An 18,901-nucleotide genomic window follows, 5' to 3' on the forward strand; every position below is an offset into this window, starting at 1 on the left:
TTGTCCCAGCCCCTGCACCGCCGGACCGTCCTCAAGTGCCTCGTCGCCGCCGCGGCGAGCACCGCCTTCGGCTGTCATGACGATGAGCTGCCCGTGGACGACGGGCGTCCATATTTCCCCCAGTCCGTGGCCTCGGGAGATCCGCGCGCCACCAGCGTAGTGCTGTGGACGCGCATGGTGGACCCCGAGCGCCTCGACGCCGACGTCGCGCTCACCCTGCAGGTCGCCCTGGACGAGAACTTCCAGCAGCGCGTCCTGGAGCGCAGCGGGTTGCTCGCCAGGGCCGCGCATGACCACGCCCTCAAGGTGAAGGTGACGCGCCTGGAGCCGAGGACGCGCTACTACTACCGCTTCCTCCTCGAGAAGAACGGCCAGCGCCTGGGCTCGCAAGTGGGCCGCACCCGCACCGCCGCCGCCTCCGGCACCAATGCTCCCGTCCGCTTCGTCGTGGCCAACTGCCAGGACTTCCGCGGCCGCTACTACAACACCTGGCACCGCCTGCTGCAGCTCGACGAGGAGCTCGACTTCGTCCTCTTCATCGGCGACTACATCTACGAGTCCGACTCCTCCGTGGTGCCCTCGCCGGACCCCGCGCGCGCCGTGCGCTTCAGCGACCCCGGCTCCGCGCTGACGAGAGACCTGGGCGGAGGGCGCACGGAGCTCGTCGCGCAGTCAGTGTCCAACTACCGCGACCTCTACCGCACCTACCGCTCGGACCCCTTCCTCCAGCAGGTGCACGAGCGCTACCCGTTCATCGTCACCTGGGACGACCACGAGTTCTCCAACGACTGCTGGGACGCGCACGCCACGTACACCGACGGGCGCACCGACGAGCACCAGCCCGAGCGGCGGCGCAACGCGGAGCTCGCCTTCTTCGAGTACATGCCGCTCGACACCACCGAATCGCCCGCGGGCGCCATCGACGTGGAGGACGTGCCCCGCTACCCCGACACCCGCATCTGGCGGGACTTCATCTTCGGCAAGCACCTGCGGCTGCTCGTCACCGACTACCGCACCCACCGGCCGGACCACCTCATCCCCGAGGACGCCTGGCCCGCCACGGTGGCCATGGATGCGGTGGTGCTCGCGGGGCTGGGGGCCACCGGAGCCTTCGCGTCCGACACCTTCGCCTACGTGAACATCGAGGAGTTCCCCCCGCAGCAGGCCGTGCTGCGCGGGGCGTACGTGCAGCTCGCGGTGGGGGCGGGGCTGAGCGCGGCGGACGCGACGGCACGGGCCGAGGCCGTGGTGCGGGGCAACCTCGCGCTGGCCTACGTCAACCCGGTGCTGGTGGCGGCGGCGCAGCCGGGAGCGGGTCCCATCGATCCGGCGGGCAAGCCCCGGGGGCTGGCTTTCGTGCACATGGGCAAGCAGGAGCTGTTCTCCAGCATCGGCGCGCGCAACGTCGTCATCAAGGACACCTTCGACGTGTATGCGGCGTGGCGCTACGCCACCACCGGCCGCGAGGCCCAGGACGCGCTCGGTGCACCCCAGGAGGCCTGGCTGCTGGAGGCGGCGCAGGGCCCTCAGACGTGGAAGGTGATGGCGAGCTCGGTGTCCACGACGTCGATGATCTGGGATTTGAGGAGCAAGACGGACGTCGAGCCGCCCACGGTGCGCAACCGCTACTACTTCAGCGTGGACCAGTGGGACGGCTTCCCCGACAAGCGGCGCGAGCTGATGACGGCGCTGCGCGACAGCACGGGCGGCCACGCGCTCGTCGTGGCGGGGGACATCCACGCGGCCTTCGCGTCGGTGGAGCACGGGGTGCCCGCCCTCACCGCGCCCGCCATCGCCTCCTCGTCCGTGAAGGAGGAGGCGGGAGGGGCGGTGGAGGCCGCGGGCTTCCCTCCCGGCACGGCCGTCTACCGCTACGTCGTCACCGAGCAGGAGGCCACCTTCCGCGAGGGCAACCCGGGTATCGCCTTCGTGAACAGCGACGCGCACGGCTTCACGGTGGTGGAGGTGGGCCCCGAGGAGGTGAAGGCCGCGTACCACCTGCTTCCCAGCAGCGAGGTGCACGTGGACTACGGAGCACGGCCCGACGAGCTCGCCGCGCGCTTCTCCCGCGCCGACTTCCGGGTGCGGCCCGGAGGCACCATCGACGCGGCGTGACGGCCCCGAGAGGCTTCCCTCCGGGAGGCTTCAGCGGGCGGAGGTCTTCGCGGGAGCGGGCAACAGGGGCTGCTCCAGCGCGTCGAGCGCCCGCAGGGTGCCCGTGGCGCCCAGGTGCTCGAAGATGTGGCGGGCCCGGGTGAGGTGGAGCTCCCGGGCGCCGCCGGGCGCGGAGGTGCGGGCCAGCTCGTAATGGGCGAGCCCCTCGTCGGTGGGCATGCGCCAGGTGCTCGCCAGCTCGAGGGCGCGCCGCCACAGCGCCTGGGCCCGGCCGGTGCGGCCCTCCAGCCAGGCGTACGTCCCCGCGAGACGGGCGGCGCGGCTGCGAGCGGTGGGGTGGAGTCGGCCCACCTTGCGCAGCACGCGGAGGGACTCGGTGGCCAGGGCCCGGGGCTCGGCGTCGCCGGTGCCGCGCGACTCCTCCCAGAGCTCCAGACAGGCCTGCGCCAGCGAGGTGAGGGAGGTGATGTCGGACCACATGATGAGGGGAGGGCGCTTGCGCAGCAGGCGCAGGGCCTCGCGCGCGTGGACGAGCACCTGGGCATGCTCTCCCTGCCGCCGCGCCACGAGCGCCGCGTTGCAGCGGAAGCGCAGCACGTTGTGCGGGTCCGCCAGCGCGAGCAGCATCTCCGCCTCGCGCAGCCGCTCGGCCGCCTCGTCCAGCCGGGAGAGCTGCAGCAGCGTGGGCGCCATCTCCGTGAGGGCCCACATGACGGTGACGACGTTGGAGACGTCGTTGGCCTCGCGCAGCATGGACTCGCGCACGTACTGGGCGGCGCCCGGCTCGCGCGCCAGCTCCAGCCCCACGCCCAGCACCTCCAGGCCGGTGCACAGGGTGAAGTGGTCGTTGAGGCGGCGCGCCCCGGCGATGCCCTGCTCGGCCAGCCGCAGGCCCTCCTCCCAGTGCCCGAAGGTGAGGTGCCAGGCGCCCTCGACGATGTCGGTATGCGGGCTGCGCGCGTCCGCCGGGGTGCTGGCGCGGCGGAAGTAGCGGCGAGCCAGCCCATGCATCCGCCCCAGGCCCGCCATGTACCCCAGCGAGTTGTAGGCCACGGTGGCGGTGGAGAAGTCGCGCGCCGCCTCGGCGAGGTTCACCGCGGCGAAGTTGGCGGCGAAGTGCTCCAGCAGCCGGTCCGAGTAGAAGGTCTGCACGGAGAGGGTGCTGAAGATGCTCGCGGCCAGGGAGAGCCGCTCCCGCTCCGCCTCCGAGCGCGGCGCCGGCAGCCAGCGCCCCAGCAGGATGCGCCCCACGTGCCGCACCGCCTCCCAGGCCAGCCGGCCGCCCCAGCCCAGGCGCGAGCCGGGCCGCCGCTGCCCCAGCAGGCGCAGGGCGCCGTCACAGTGGCGCAGGCTGTGCTCCGTCTCGCCCAGCGAGTGGTACGCGGCGCCGAGCCGTGCGCTCCAGCGGGCCTTGCGCAGCGCGTCCACGGGCTCGGTGCCGCTGGCGGCCAGCTCCAGGGCCCGCTTGAGCAGGGCCACGGTCTCCGCGTGCGCCCCGCGCGACACGGCGGCCTCCGCGGCCCGCTCCAGGTGCTCCAGCGCGCGCTCGGGCTGCTCGGCCAGCCGCCAGTGGTGCGCCAGCAGGGGCTGCAGCTGCTCGCCCCGCTCCTCCTGCTCGCGCTCGTGCAGCAGCGCCACGGCGCGGTGCAGCTCCCGGCGCTGGGAGAAGGCCATCAGGTGGTAGGCCGCCTCCTGGATGAGCACGTGCTTGAAGGCATACACCGGGCCGGAGCCGGACTCCTCGCGCTGCACCAGGTCCAACCGCTCCAGCTCGGCGAGCTGTTGCGGCAGGGTGGGCCGGTCCGCCTCCACGGGGTGCACGGCGTGCAGCAGCTCGAAGGGGAAGGCACGGCCGAGCACGCTGGCCACCTTCAAGGTGAGCTGCTGTTGCTGGGTGAGCCGGTCGATGCGGCTGGTGATGAGGCCCTGGATGGTGCCGGGCAGCTCCAGCGCCATCTTCTCCACGGAGCGCGCGCCCAGCCGGCACTCGCCGCGCTCGATGACGAGGTAGCCCGCGTCGCGCAGGGCACACGCGAGCTCCTCGCTGAAGAGGGGGTGGCCCTCGGCGCGGTCGCGGATGAAGGTGGCGGCCTGGGCGGGCAGGTGCCGCACGCCGAGCCGCTGGCGCACCAGGGCGAGCACGTCCTCGTAGGACATGCGCCCCAGGGGCAGGTGCACCGTGCCGGGCGAGTCGCGCAGCTGGCGGTACTCGGCGGGGGCCACCTCGCTCGGGGGACGGGTGGAGATGACGAGCAGCAGCCGCTTCACCCGCCGCTGCACGGCGAGCGCGAGCTCCCACGAGGCGGAGTCCATCCAGTGCGCGTCGTCGAGCACCACCAGCCGGGGGCGCTCGCGGGCGCAGTCGTCGAGCAGTTGCACCAGCAGCTCGCGGGTGGTGGCGCCGCGCAGGGCGGCCGTCAGGTGGCGCACTGCCTCGTTCTCCGGCACCGCCACGGGCAGCACGCCGTTGAGCAGCGGGGCCCACGTCTCCTGCTCGGGCCAGGCGCTCAGCCGCTCCAGCAGGTGCGCGGTGCGGGAGGCCTCGTCCGGCAAGCCCTCCAGCCCCAGCAGGCGCGAGAGCACCGGGCGCCACGCCTGCCAGACGGAGGAGCCCTCCACGGCGGTGCCCAGGCCCTGGGCGGTGGACAGTCCCGCGGCGCGGGCCTTCTCGAGCAGCTCGCCCACCAGCACGGACTTGCCGATGCCGGCCTCGCCCTCGAGCAGCACGGTACCGCCCACGCCCCGCTCCGCCAGCGCCCGCACCGCCGAGGCCAGCTTCGCGCGCTCCTCCTGGCGGCCCACCAGCCGCGTGCCCTGTGCGGCGGGGGCGGCCGTGCTCTCGGCGCCGTGCTCGGGGCGGAACACCGGCACCGGGTGCGTAATCCCTTTCATCTTCAGGGGGGCGAGGGTTTCGAAGCGCAGCCGCGAGGAGGCCAGCCGCAGCGTGGTGGCATCGCACAGCACGTCATCCACCGCGGCCTGCATCAGCCGCGCGGCGAGGTTCACCGTGTGGCCCACCATGACGTACTCGCGCCGGGTGGTGCCGCCCGTGGTGCCGCAGAAGACGCGCCCGGTGGCGAGGCCCAGGCGGTAGGGCACGCCCTGCGCCTTCAGCGGCTCCCGGAGGTCGAGGGCCGTCTGCACCGCGCGCGCCGCGTCGTCCTCGTGCGAGAGCGGCGGCAGCCCGAAGGCGGCCACCATGATGACGCCCTTGTCGTCCACCACCACCTGGTTGGCGCTGCCCCCGTAGCGGAAGAGGACGGACTGGAGGGTGCTCAGCGCGCGCTGCAGCTCCTCGGGCCGCTGGCCGGAGGCGAAGCCGGGCGCGCCGAGGTTGATGAACATCACCGTGACGGTGCGGAACTCGGACAGCCACTGGCCGTGCCCGGCCTCCAGCCGGTGCGTCACCACCCGAGGCAGGTAGGCGCACAGCGCGGGCTCCAGTTGCGGCGGCACGGGCTCCAGCGGGCGCACGGGTGGCAGGGGGACGGGCTCCATCGCCAACAGCTTCCAGCCCGAGGTACCGCGGGGCTCGCCCTGGGCGCCCTCCAGCAGCGGCCAGGCGCGGGGGCCGAGGATGATCTCTCCCGGCAGCGCCGCGCCCTGCGCCTGGGCCATCTCCAGCAGCGGCTCGCCCGAGGCGAGGAAGTCCCAGCGCCCCCGCTCGCCGCCCACGTCGGACAGGTGCACTGTCCCGGCGCCGATGCCCACCTTGAGGCGCAGCCGCATGCCGTCCACGGGCTCGCTGCCGTCGATGAGGGCCTGGGCGGCCCGGGCGGACTGGGCCGCGAGCCGCACCGCGTGAGCCAGTTCCCCGCCGGGTTCCACGGGCCACAGCGCCACCACGGCGTCGCCAGCGAAGCGCAGCACGTCTCCGCCATGGGCGAGCAGGGTGTCGATGAGCCGCGAGAAGAAGGCGTCGAGTATGCCGCGCAGCCGCTCGGCGCCGGAGGGGCCGCTGTTCTCCAGGGCCTCGGCCACGGCGGTGAAACCCGTCAGGTCGGCGAAGAGGACGGCGCCCTGCTGCTCCCGGTGGACGCCCGCGCGCGGACGCGAGGTGTCCTCCTGGAGGGCGCGCACCAGGGAGCCAGGCAGGAACGCCGCCAGGGCGTGCAGCCGCGAAGGGAAATTCATGCCGGGCCACCGCCGTCGGGAGAGGGGGAGTCCCAGGGCGGAAGTGGGCCCATTCGTAGCAGATGGTTGCCGCTCCAGCCACCGTGGAAGCTGGTCCCCAGAGGGAGCGGGCAGGCGAGCGGAGCGAGGCGTTCACCCGGCGCGAGAGGGGTTCTCGCGGGGTGAGAAGGACGTGACGTTCGCGAGCTGATGGGAGTCGGGCCTGCGCACCCGGGCGACTTGCTTCGTATGGGCGATGGCTTCCAGGTTCTCCCTGCGCAGGGGGCTCTTGCGGCGCAGGGCCTTGGTTCTGCGCTCGGCATCGTCGAGCAGGGCCCAGGCTTCACTGGCACGCTCCGGAAACAGGTCCAGGGACTGCACGTAGAGACAGGCCGCATGGACCCGGTCGTCCGAGTCCAGGAAGCCCAACCGCTGGAATCGGCGCAACGTACGGCCGAACTCCTTCCAGGGAAGGCCGAAGGCGAACGCTTCGGTGAAGAGGGTCCGTGCGGTGCGAGCCCGGATGAGCCTGCGCTCGTTCTCCGTGCGGGCCTCGCGCAGGAACTGCTTCTCTTGGACCAGGAGCGCGTGCTCGAACTCCCCGTAGGGCGCCTTGGCCTTGAACAGCTTCTGAAGGAGTTGCTCCCTCCGAGACGTAACCGAGCGCCACCATGCATGCCGGGTGCGGCTCATACTCACGTTCCCCGGCAGAGTTTTCCGTTGGCCCGAGCGGGCCAGAAACCTATCCGGTAACAGTAGTCATAGCAGGCCTGGCATTGGGTTTCGTTGTGCTTACGCCCTTGCGTGCCGCCCCGCGCCTGAATACATCGGTTGTAGTAGTCCCTGCACAGGTCGCGCCTCCGTTGCCGCTCTTCTACCGAGGGGACTCGCACGGAGTCATTCGCATCAGATGACTCACTGCTGGACGCCTCGTGGGTGGGCGCTTCCGCTGTCTCTGACCCCGCCGTGGCTTGGGGGGGAACGACTGGGGTGACATGCGGCACTACCGGAACGATCGTCTCTTCGCCGGCCACTGAAACGCAGTAGGCGGGGTTCTGCCGGCAGGCGTTCGTGGCCGAGTCCAGGCTCTGCTCGTAGCGGCCCCGAGGTGGGGTGGGGTCCCTCGGCGCAGAGGCCTGGTCCGTAGCGCATGCGACCAAGAGCGAGCAGCACAAGGCCATTATCCGAAACCTCGGACCCTCACCCATCCTCGGACCTCCATGCAGGGAGATTGAAGAAGAGCGTAATGCCCGCTGGAACTGGGAAACGGCTTGAAGGTCCGAGGTGTTGGGCCCGGGACAGCAGCAGAGGTGCAGGGTGGGGAGGATTAATCTGCTGCGCTCTGCCTCACGCCTCGCGCTTCTCCAGCGCGCTGAGGCGCTCGAGGAAGGCGCGGCCCTTGGCCGGGTCCGTCATGTGGATGAAGGCGGCCATGCCCTTGAGCTGCTCGAGCGACTCGCCCTCCTTGCCCGGCTTGCCCTTCTCCCGGTTGTGCAGCGCCGCCCGCAGTTGGCGCACCACCTCGCGAGGCACCCGCGCTCCGGGCTGGCCCTTCGCGGCCTCGTTCACCACCAGCCCCGTCACCACCTGCCGGTTGCCCGGACGCATCACCCGCGTCTTGTCCGGGTGCACCCGGAAGCCCTCCGCCTCCAGCACCTTCTCCACCCGGGCGATCAGCACCGCCACCGGGGCCTCCACCTTCCCCCGGCTTTTCTTCCAGGAGAACGCCATGTCATCCGCGTAGCGCGTGTACGTGAAGCCCAGCCGCCTCGACAGCGCCGACAGCCGCTTGTCCAGCCGCAGGCACAGCGCGTTCGTAATCCCCGGAGACGTCGGCGCCCCCTGCGGCAGCGCGCGAGGCCCCTTCGCCACGTACAGCGTCTTGCCGCGGAACTGCACCACCTCGCGCGGGGCCTCGGTGGCCATCAGCGCCAGCAGCGTCGCCGTGTTCTCCGCGAGCCCTCCCTTGCGCAACAGGCCCTTCACCCGCTGCCACGTCACCGAGGGGAAGAAGTCCTTGATGTCCATCTTCACCACCACGTCCGCGCCCTTGTGCGCCAGCGCGTTGGTGACGATGGAGCGCCCCGCCACGAAGCCGTGCGCCGCCCCGTGCACCGGCAGCCGCTCGACGACGTTCGAGAGCACCCAGCGCTGCGCCTCCTTCAGCTCCTTCTTCGGCGAGGTGATGGTCCGCTTCCCACCGTCGCGCTTGGGAATCTCCCAGCTGCGGTAGTGCGTGCCCGTATCCACCTCCCGGTGGTAGGCGAACCAGCGCAGCCGCGACACGCTCAGCCCCAGCGCCTTCGCCAGCGATTGCGCCGACTCCAGCTCCGGCAGCCCGTTGGACTTCGCCCGCTCCTCGCGATCCTTGAGGTCGAACTTGTCCGGGCCTCCCGCCTCCTCCCAGTGCACCCCCGCGCCCAGGTGGTTGATGTGCGCGGTGCGCCACGCCTCCCACGCCAGACGCTGGAGCGCGCGGCGCTCGGAGGCCTCGGCCTTCTTCTTCTCCTTCCAGGCCGTCTTCTCCTTCTCGGAGAGTCCGCTCGGGTCCTCGTGCTCGGGCGCGAGCCCCTTGGCCTTCAGCTCGGCCTCGACCCAGGCGTCCTGGCCGCCGGCGTCTTCAATCGCCTTCCAGCGGGCGAGCCGGGCCTGCTCCTCGCGCTGGTTCACCTCGCGCTGGGCCACGACGTTGGCGGAGGCGGGCGCGGGAGTGGGAGCGGGCACCACGACGGGGGCCGCGGCGGGGACGAACGTCTCGAGCTTCGCGGTCATCACAGCACCTCGTTGATGCGAGGAGGCGTCAGGAGGGGGGGACGGGGCGGCGCGAGCGGTCGAGAGAGGCCTGGAACCACCACCTGCTCACCTGGGGCACGGTAGCCTCACCGGCTCTCCCCGGTACAGGGGCCTAGGCCCCTTGGGGAAACGGCGGTTGCGTCGTTGACTCCGCTCCCCGAGGGGCCTAGGCCCCTGTACCGGGAGAGAGCCAAGAACAGGCTACCTTGCGGAGAGTGTCCTGCATTGCTTCCAGAGCGGCGCAGCGCCGCTCCCGCGCTCGAGGCGCGAAGGCTGATGCTTTCCGGACCTCTCTCGACCACTCGCGCTACCTGGCGCGTCTGCCGTGCGTCGTCGCGTCCACCCCTCCTCCTGGGTTTTCTACACCATCCCGCCAGCCGAGTCGATGAACGGCGTCATTCCTCGCAGGGACGCAGCGGGGTGAGGAGGCCGGCCTGGGCGAGGCGCTCGGAGACGTCGCGGGCCAGGGCCACGTGGGCGGGGTTGGAGGCGGTGAAGCGCTCGGGGGTGAGGATGACGAGCGTGCCCTTGTCCTCCACGGGCTCGGTGTGGACGGGGGGCGGCAGGGGCGGCAGCGGGCCGCGGCGGTGGGAGAAGTACATGAGCCAGCCGACGAAGGTGCCGGCGTCGGCGGGTTCTGGTGCCAGCATGCCGCGAAGCTCGCGGGAGGTGGCGATGCCCCACTCGGGCTCGAAGGCCACGGCCATGGCGCGCAGTATCCGTGCGAGGACGGGGGCTTGGAGCACGCGCTCCTCGGCGGGACCTTCCGCGGGTGGGTTGAAGAGGCACAGGTTGGAGACCCAGACGGATGCGTCACCACAGCGCAGGGAGAGGCTACTCGCTGCTTCGTGGAGTTCCCCATTCCAGAGCCTCAGGGAGAAGCCTTCACCAGCGAATCGTCCTTCTTCCCACTCTTGCTGGCTGAACTCCGTTGCAATGCTTGCTGCATCGAGTTCGCAGCGATGCGCCAGCGCTTCCTCGAGGGTCCAGCCCTTTTCGAACCACTGGGACAGACTCGGGTCACAGGGAGCCAGCAACCGGAAAAAGGCTTCGGCACGCCGGGCACATGCCTCGGCGGTCTCTCGCCTCGCCAGCCAATACGTTCCCAAGTAGTACGACTCGTCCATTCGACAGGAGTACCTGGAAGTCATCCGCCTCGGCGGCGAGGGCACCGGAGGCCCATAGCAGCACGGCGGCCAGGAGCGCGGCGGGGGTCGGAAACCTCATGGCTCCTGGCTCGTGTGACGTGTCTACCGGCTACACCGCCCCGCCCACCGAGTCGATGAAGCCTTCGGCGGCCAGCGACTCCAGGCGCGCGAAGTAGGCCGTGCGGGCCTCGCCGTCCGAGTCGAACCACAGCCGCTGGTGGCGCTGCTCGCCCAGGCGCGGGCCCCACTCCACCGACACCAGCTTGCCGTCCAGCGACACCCGGTACACCTGCTCCAGGCCCGCCTCGTCGCGCCGCACGTACGAGCGCGTCTCCGCGCGGATGAGCGCCCGTCCCTTCGGCGTCTGCCGCAGTGCCTCCTCCTGGGCCCTCTGCCGCGCGTACGCCAGCCGCAGGGCAATCATGTGCTCGCACGGGCCCTCGCGCATCCCCGAGCGCCGGTAGGGCGGACAGCCGCAGCTCGCCTCGCGCACCCGTCCCTCCAAATCCAACATGAACCCGGGGAAGAAGCTGCGCACCGCCTCGCGGTCCACCACCTCACCCGTCAGCCGCGTGCCCACGCCCACCACCTCGTGCACCTTGGTGAGCTTCACCTCGCCCGCGCCCGCGCCGCCATCGCCGAGCAGCCGGTGCGCCCGCTCCTCGCGCTCGTTGCCGTAGCGGATGACGGCCTCGTCCACCGGCGTCGAGAGCAGCTCGCGCGGCCGGTACGTGCCCCTGGCAATGTCATACAACACGCGTCCGCGCAGGCACTCGAGCTGCAGCGCCCCGCGCACCGCGTCCTTCGGCGAGTCCGTTCCCGAGGCGAGCGCCTCGAAGCTCAGCGGGCCCTCCTTGCGCAGCCGGCCGCGCAGCTTCTCCGCGAGCCCGTCCGGCACCGCGCGAGGCATGAGGGCATCGAAGGCGGCGGCGCTGGACCAGCCGCTCTCCGTCCACCCGGTGAGCGCCAGCGTCAGCGTGGCCGGTCCGAGCTCAATCACCCAGAACACCGGCAGGCCGGGTCCGAGCATCTGCACGCGCACGCCCTGCGCATGGGGCAGCAGCCGCGCGAGGGCCGCCAGGCGCTGCCGTCCGAAGGTGCGCACCACCGCGGGCGCGCTGCCCTGGTACTTCGGCCCGTGGCACTCGAGCACCAGCTCCCACGGCTCCAGCACGAGCCTCGGCTGCATGCCGGGGACGAGCTCGAAGCGCAGGGCGCGCGGGGCCTTCTTCGCCTTCCGGGTGCGCAGCGCGAAGAGCAGGTTGTACAAATCAATCGGCGCCAGCGTGCAGGTGCTCGCCGGGAGCGTGGCGGCGGACTGCACCTGGAGGAAGCCGCGCAACCACGCATGCGGCACCTCCACGTTGCGCGGGGCGCGGGACTCGGCGCCACGCGCGGGCAGCGCCACGTGGGCCTCCAGCGACACCGGCACGTAGGTGCGCAGCCGGTCCACCTTGGCCAGCAGGTCCGCGGGCACGTCCAGGAAGGTGGAGCCGTGCGCGGCCTCGCGGCCCTCGAAGAGCGAGTTGTCGAAGGACAGGCGCGCATAGGCGCTCTCGTCGCGGGAGAACACCTCCAGCGACACCTGGTCCGGATCCACCGTGAGGACAGGGTCCAACACCGCGTCCGCCTTCTGCTCGCCCTCGAGCGACTGCTCCAGGAAGGCCTTCTGTGCCTCCCAGATTTGAGCGGTGGCGCGCTTGCCCTGCTTCATCAGGTAGGCGAGGTACGCGGTGCGATCCTTGCCCCGGTAGCGCAAGTCGCTGGCGAGGATGCCGAGCGTGGCGGCGAGCGCGTCGCGGAAGAGGGCGGGCTCGCGAACCCGGCCGCGAACGCCCACGGTGCCGCGGGAGCCCTCGAGGGCCAGCTGGACGCGCGAGGCATTGGCGCCGGCGTCCACGTCACTCGTGGTGGCGTAGCGCAGCTCGACGGCGTGGTGGGTGGCGGTGCTCACGACGGGCTCCCTTCCTTCCGGGCGCGCTCGGCGGCGCGGAGTGCACGTTTGTGGGCGCGGTAGGCGGCCTTCCGCAGCTCCACGGATTGCGACTTGTCGAAGGCCTGGCCGCGCAGCACTTCCGCGGCCTCGGTGCCGCCCAGCCGGCCCAGCGCGGCCCAGGCATCCTGCCGCACCTGCTCGTCCTTGTTGGTGGCCAGTGGGCGCAGCGGCTCCAGCTCCTTGCCGGCCAGCACCGAGGGCAGCGCCATGCGGCGGGCCTCGGAGGAGGCGAGCTGCTTGGGACTGCGCACCGCTCCACCCGCGGGGCCGGTGGCCACGGGGTCGAACGGCTGCACCGCCAGTGCCCACTCGGCGGCGCGCTCGGGGGCGATGCGCGCCAGGGCGGAGGTGGCGGCCTCGCGCACCTCGGCGTCCGGATCCGCCAGCGCGGCACGCAGGGCCTCGGGAGCCGTGTTCAACCGGCCCAGCGCCCGCGCTGCTTCCAGGCGCACCCCGGCCGGGGCCTTGGCCTCTCCGCCCTGGAGGATGTCCTTGCCCGCCTTGGCCAGCTCGCTCACGCCCAGGCACGAGCCCGCCCAGAGCAGCCGCTCCCAGGCCGTCTCCAGGGACTCGCGCTTGGGCGCGGGCGTGGAGGCCCACTCGGAGGCGGTGCGGCGCTCGGCGGTGGTGAGGGCACGGCCCAGCATGGCGCGCTCCTCGCCGGACCAGGCGCGCGAGGCATCCGCCTCACCGGTGCGCGCGCCCACCAGCCACGCGGCCTCCTCGCGAGCGGAGGGCTTCTCGTGGCCGAGCAGGTTCGCCAACGCTCCGGCGGGCAGCGACGCGCGCCGCACCAGTCCCCGGCGCAACCGCTGGCGCAGCTCCTCCTTGTCCAGCGTGGCGAGCCTCGGCAACAGCTGCATGGGGTCCGCCTCGGTGGCGAGGTAGCTGGCGGCGGGCTCGGAGACGTCCTCCTGCTCGCTGGCCACGGCGAGGAACTCCACCCGGATGCGCTCCTTGGGGAAGAGGGCGTCGAGCGCCTTGCGAGCCGCGGCGCGCAGGGCGTCATCCCAATCGTCCAGCGCCTTGGCCAGGGTGAGCTCGGCGGCGGTGTCCCCGAGCTTGCCCAGCTCCTGGGCGGCGGTGAGGCGCACCTCGTTGTTCGTGTTGTCGTCGGCCAGCAGCGTCTCCAGCCGGGAGCGCGCCCGCTCGCCGCCGATGAAGCGCAGGCCCCGGACACCGGCCTGCTGCAGCGCGGTGGCGGTGGCCTCCATCGCGGCGAGCTCCACCTTCTCCTCGGCGCGGCGGCGATCCTCTCCCTCGGGCAGTTTCGGGGCGAGCCGGCCCAGGCCCTCGAGGGCCGCGGCCACCATGCTCTCCTCCACGGGGGCCTCGGGCGTACCCCCGGCGGCCACCTGCTCCAGTTCGGACAGGGCGCGCGCATCTCCCAGCGTGCCGAGGGCCAGCAGGGCCCGCTCCCGGTCTCCCTCCTCACCGGCGCGCACGTACAGCAGCAGCGGGCGCAGGGCGCTCGTGCGGCCCCGGGAGGCGACGCCCTCGGCGGCGGGCAGCATCAGCTCGCGAGCGCCACCGCGCAGCACCTCCTCCAACGGCTCCACCTTGGCGCCCTTGTGGATGACGCGCGAGGCGTAGCGGGCCACCGACTCCATGCGCACCGTCACGTCCCGGTCCGCGAAGAGGCCGGCGAGCAGCTCGTCCTGGCCCACGTCGTCTCCCTGCTCCAGCTCGGTGGCGGCGGCCTTGCGCACCATGGGGTCGGCGCTGCGCACGGCCGCGCGGAGGAAGCGCATCGCCAGGGCCGCGTCGCGCTCGAACTCTCCCTTGTCGTTCTTCTTGGGCGAGGTGGCCACGTCCATGGCCGCGCTCACACACGCCAGTCGCACGGGGTTGGACTCGTCGTCGAGCTGACGGGCCAGGGCATCCACGGCCTCGGGCCTGCGGGTGTGCCCCAGGGCCTTCACGAGGGCGAGGCGCTCGTTCATCTCCGGGGTGGCGCGCAGCCGGGCGGCGAGTGCTCCCACCGCGGCGGCCGAGCCGAGCCGGGCCAGGGCCTCCTGGGCACGCTTCACCGCCGAGGCGTTCTCCGAGCGCAGGAAGGCGGCGAGCACCTCCACGGCGCGGTCATCCTGGCGCCAGGCGAGCAGCTCCGCGGCGCGCAGGCGCAGGTCCTCGTGCTCGCTGCCGGCGGCGCGGCCGAGGGCCTCGGTGACGCGCGAGTCATTGGCACCAGCGAGCCGCTCGATGACGCCGACGCGCAGATCCGCGTGCTCGCTGCCGAGCGCGGCCAGCAGGGGCTCCAGGCTGCCCGGAGGGCTGAGGCGCTCGAGCAACTCGAAGGCGTACTTGCGCACGTCGGACAGGGGCGAGTTGAGCGCGGCGGTGATGCGGCCCTTGGCGGACGCTCCGCGGGAGGCGAGCTCGTCCAGCGCGGCGCGGGCCACGTCCGGAGAGAGCGAGGCCAGGGCGAGCGCCAGCGGTTCATCGGAGCCCGCGGGGTACAGCTCCTTGAGGCCACCAAGGGCCGCCTTGCGCACGAGTTGGTGCGGGTCTTCGAGGGCGCGCAGCAGGGCGGCCACGGCGGCGGGCGTACCGGCATGGCCCTCCTGGGTGAGCTTCACCACGCGGTCCACGGCGTCGCGGCGGACGCGGTGGCCCTCGTCGTCACCGGAGGACACCTGGCGCAGCAGGCCCACGTAGGCGCCGAAGGCGAGCCGGCGCAGGTGCTGCTTCTCGGCGGAGACGAGCGCCTCGGGGGAGGGCTCGGCGGTGGCGGCCTTGCCGGTGCCGGTGGTGAAGAGGCGGCGCAGCCAGTTGCGCGCGGGCTTCTCCTCCATGGGCCGGGCCTGGGCCTGGGGCGACGTCTCGGGCTTCCACGGCGCCTCGAGCGAGCGCGGGCGGGCCACTTTCGCGGCCTCGCGGAAGTAGTCGAGCGGCTTGTGGCGCAGTTGCAGCACCTGGGCGGCGGCGTAGCGCTGCTCGGGCACGTCGCTGGCGAGCGCCTCGGCGAGCCCCACCATGGAGCGGGCGCGCTCGGCCTCGGCGGGCCAGTCCTTCATGTCGCCGGCCTTCTCGGGGCGGGGCGGCTGGAGCACCTCCACCAGGTGGGCGTGGGAGGCGTCCGTCTCCGTGCGCAGCTCCAGGGCGCGGGCGGCGGCGTAGCGCACCTCGGGCCGGGCGCTGGAGAGGGCGCTGGTGAGCAGGTCGGGCGGCTCGCCCCGGCGCGCGGCGCGCAAATCCCTGGCGAGCACGATGGCGAAGACGGTCTCCTGCACCTCGCGGGAGCGATCCTCCAGGCCGTGCAGCAGGCCGCTGTCGCCGTCCGGGCCGAGCGCCGCGAAGGAGAGGATGGCGCCGATGCGGATGGGCTGGTGCTCGTGGCGCAGGTTGCCGGTGAGGACGGGCAGGGCGCGGATGTCGCCGAGGCGGGACAGACCATCCGCGGCCCAGGAGCGCACGGCGACGTCCGCGTGCCCGAGCGCGTCCAGGAGGTAGCCCTCGTCGCCGCGGCGGCTGGCGGTGGCGAGCCCGCGGGCGGCCTGCTCGCGCACCTCGCTGGACTCGTCCTTGAGGAGCGTGGTGGCGAAGAAGGAGAGCAGGCGGCGCGAGCCGAGGGTGGCCAGGGCACTCGCCGCGCGGTGGCGCAGCGGGGCGAGGAAGGCCGGCGGGTAGATGCGCTGCAGCTCCTTGTCGGTGAGGAGGTTGCGCATGGGCTCGATGATGTCCTCGGCGCCGCGGGCGGCGAGCAGCTCGGCCGCGCGCACCTTGAGGGGCAGCTCACCGGAGCCGAGGCCCGCGAGCAAGGGGCCATTCTCGTTCTTGATGAGCTTGTCGAGCGCCTCGATGGCGGCGATGTAGACCTGCGGTTCCTCGGCGAGCAGCAGCTTGAGGAGGGGCGAGCGCACGGACTCGGCGGGGGCCTGGGCGGCGTTCTTCGCGGCCAGGGCGCGCAGCGAGGCGTGAGCGGTGTCGAAGGCGGCGAGGTGCGGCTCCGCCTGCTCCTTGCCCACGTGCTTCACCCAGGCCTCGTAGGCGGCCTGGGCCACGCTGGCGTCGCGGTCACCGACGACCTTCTTCAACCGCTCGAGCGCCCAGGCGTCCTTGATGCGGGCGGCGAGCTCGTCCACGGCGCGGCGGCGCAGATCCGGGAAGCGGCCGGCGAGCGCGCGCTCCAGGGCCTCCTGGGGATTCTTCTCGTTCCAGGCCCAGAGGGTGCGGAAGGCCTCGTCGCGCACCTTGGCGGACTCGTCCTCGAGCGCATCGCCGAGCAGGTGCACGGCGGCCTCGGAGCGCTTGCCGGGGAGCTTCACGAGCCGGTCGAGGCCGCGGACGCGCACGTCCTCGAAGGAGGAGCGGAGGGCGGCCTCGGCGGTGGAGAGGGGCGCCTCGGTGTCGAGCGTCACCACCGCGTCGAGGGCGGTGGCGCGCACGTCGGCGTTCTCGTCGTCCAGCATCCACACGAGGCGCTCGCGGGCGCGGGCGTCCTGGAGGGCGCGGAGGGCCTCGGCGGCCTGACGGCGGATGGCGGCGTCGGGCTCGCGGGAGAGCTGCAGCAGCGCGCCGAGTGCCCGGGCATCCCCGAGCTGTGCGAGTCCCCGGGCACCACGCACGGCGGTGTCGGGAGTGCGACAGGCCATGGCGGCGAGCAGCGGCTCCAGACTGGGCTCGGCGAGGGGCTCACCGGCCTTGCCAGTACCGGGCAGGGCGGCGCGAGCGGCACGGGCCTCTTCGTCGGTGGGGCGCGGGCGGCGGGAGAGGCGGCGGGCCACGTCGAGGGCGGCGCGGGCGAAGTCCTCGTCCTTCTCCTCCAGCACATGGGCGAGCGGCCGGCGCTCCAGCACGCGCACGGTAAAGGCCACGCGGCGCACGTCGGCGTCCGAGTCGTCGAGGGCGCGGGCCACGAGGGGCTGCAACTGGGGCGAGCCCAGCCAGCCCGCACCTGCGGCGCGGATGAGCACCTCGGCGCGCAGGTGGGAGGTGCCGCGCTCGAAGGCCGTCTTCAGCGGCTCGGTGCTGTCCTTGGGGAACACCTGCGTCAGCGCATCCAGCGCCGTCGTCGAGACGGAGGCGTCCGAGTCCGTCAGCTTGCTGGAGATGAGGCCCGGCACCAGCGGCGAGGCGCCACCGAGCGCGGCCAGGCGGCGCAGTCCAGCGATGCGCGTGTCCGGGTAGCGCGAGTCGAGCGCGGCACGCGGGGCGGCGAGCGGGGACTCCTTCTCCAGCGAGGCGAGCGACTCCAGCGCGGCGGCGCGCACCGCCGGGTGCTCATCATCGAGACGCTCGCGGAGCTTCACGCGGGCGCCGGTGCGGCCGAGCCGGCCCAGCTCCTCGGCGGCCAGCTTGCGCACCTCGTGCTCGCGGTCCGAGGAGAGCATCGCGAGGACGAAGTCGAGCGCCTCGGGCTCCTCCAGGGCGGCGGCCTCGCGCACGGCGGCCTCGCGCTTGGGCCGGTTGCCCTTGCGCGACTCCTCGAGCAGCTCGAAACCGTGGGAGAAGGAGACGGTGTCGTTGGTGGGCTTGCCCTCGGTGTCCAGCTCGAAGCGGCGCACCGTGCGGTCCTCGCCGCCCGCGTAGACGAAGCCGAGCTGCACCTTGGCCTGCCGCGCGCTCACGGGGGGCGCGAAGGCCAGGGCATGCACGGGCTTGCTGCCGCAGTCGAGCGTGCGCGGCTTGCGGCGCTCGTCCAGGCGCCACGCCTTCACCTTGCCGTCGTCGCCGGAGGAGAAGATGCGGTCGGAGGCCTCCTCGCCGCGCTCGGGAGTGGGCGTGGGCGGGAAGAGCAGGGCGAGCACGGCGCCGGTATGGCCGGAGTCCTTGTCGCCGCGGACCTCGTGCTCGACGGCGCCGACGAGGTACCAGATGCGCAGCTTGCCATCATCTCCGGCGGAGACGAGGCGCCCATCGCGCGGGGTGAAGGCGAGCGCCCGCACTGCACCCTCGTGGCCCGGCATGTCGCGGCGGGCGCCGTTGGCGAGCGTGAAGGAGCGCACCACCGAGTCATCTCCGGCGCACGCGGCGTAGGTGCCGGAGGGGTCCACGGCGACGGCGCGCAGGGGCTGGGGCGAGGCCTGCCACTCGTGCACGCGCTTGCCCTTGGCGAGCTCCCAGGCGCGCAGGAAACCATCGAGGCCCACGGTGAAGGCGCGGGTGCCATCGGGGCTGAGGGCGATGGCGGTGCAGGCGCCGCGGTGGGCGTCCTTCAGCTCGCGCTGCACGGAGCCATCGCCGAGCGCGCCGATGCGCACGGTGCCATCCGCGCAGGCGGCGACCCAGCTCTCGCCGGCATGGGCGAGCCCGAGGACGGCAGCGGGCAGGTCCACGGTCCAGGCCACCTTGTTGGTGGAGGGTTCGTAGGCGGTGAGGCGGCTATTGGCGGCGGCACGGGCACCGCCGACGAGCAGCAGGCGCGGGGTGGCCGCGAGCGCGCGGACCTTCTCGTAGTGGCCGATGGACAGTGAAGCCATACGTCGGAATCCTCCGGACGGAGGGGTTTAGCACAGGTGAAGCCAGCTACTTCCGCCGTCCTTCAGGTTTCCACGCCTGTCCGGCAACGTGTCCCTGGTGCGATTCCCCGCCGGGTGGCTTCATCGGTTGAGCAGGCTTGCGCTCCTGTTGTTGCTCACGGGATGCGCCGCGCATTCCCCCGCGAGGGTCCGTCGGTGGTATGGGCAGAGCGGCCCTGTTTCCGCTCAGGGCGGACCTCGAATCGTCGAGATTGATTTCGAGGCCGCTACGCCTCAACGAGCGGAGGCTCTGCGCCGCGGTGGCGTTCAACTGC

Annotated in this window: 7 protein-coding genes; 1 reads left to right on the forward strand and 6 read right to left on the reverse strand. The window is 72.7% G+C overall.

The window, feature by feature from the left end; translation table 11 throughout:
* Positions 1-126 precede the first annotated feature (126 nt).
* Entirely contained in the window at positions 127-2,115 is a 1,989-nt protein-coding gene (locus NR798_RS01270; protein ID WP_375769544.1) for an alkaline phosphatase D family protein, read from the forward strand.
* Positions 2,116-2,145: 30 nt separating this feature from the next.
* Here NR798_RS01270 and NR798_RS01275 read toward each other — a convergent pair whose 3' ends face one another.
* The 6 genes from NR798_RS01275 to NR798_RS01300 all read right to left on the reverse strand — a co-directional run bounded on the left by NR798_RS01275 (position 2,146) and on the right by NR798_RS01300 (position 18,587).
* Positions 2,146-6,249 carry an AAA family ATPase gene (locus NR798_RS01275; RefSeq protein ID WP_375769545.1) on the reverse strand — a complete coding sequence of 1,368 codons (4,104 nt, stop codon included), beginning with the start codon at positions 6,247-6,249 and terminating at the stop codon, positions 2,146-2,148.
* A 132-nt stretch (positions 6,250-6,381) separates the two neighbouring features.
* A complete protein-coding gene (locus NR798_RS01280) occupies positions 6,382-6,921 on the reverse strand; it encodes a hypothetical protein (protein ID WP_375769546.1) in 540 nt (179 codons plus the stop codon).
* A gap of 654 nt (positions 6,922-7,575) precedes the next feature.
* Positions 7,576-9,000 (reverse strand): reverse transcriptase family protein, encoded by a 1,425-nt coding sequence (locus NR798_RS01285; protein WP_375769547.1) that lies wholly within the window; start codon positions 8,998-9,000, stop codon positions 7,576-7,578.
* 416 nt (positions 9,001-9,416) lie between these two features.
* Positions 9,417-10,172: an immunity 52 family protein gene (locus tag NR798_RS01290; RefSeq protein ID WP_375769548.1), complete on the reverse strand. Its 756-nt coding sequence runs from the start codon at positions 10,170-10,172 to the stop codon at positions 9,417-9,419.
* Between the two features lie 106 nt (positions 10,173-10,278).
* On the reverse strand, positions 10,279-12,123 hold the full coding sequence (locus tag NR798_RS01295) for an SWIM zinc finger family protein (protein ID WP_375769549.1): 1,845 nt from the start codon (positions 12,121-12,123) through the stop codon (positions 10,279-10,281).
* Positions 12,120-18,587 (reverse strand): HEAT repeat domain-containing protein, encoded by a 6,468-nt coding sequence (locus NR798_RS01300; RefSeq protein ID WP_375769550.1) that lies wholly within the window; start codon positions 18,585-18,587, stop codon positions 12,120-12,122. The genes NR798_RS01295 and NR798_RS01300 overlap by 4 nt, the downstream gene beginning before the upstream one ends.
* Positions 18,588-18,901: the final 314 nt, after the last annotated feature.

This window comes from Archangium gephyra (assembly GCF_042230915.1).
Lineage (GTDB): Bacteria > Myxococcota > Myxococcia > Myxococcales > Myxococcaceae > Archangium > Archangium gephyra_B.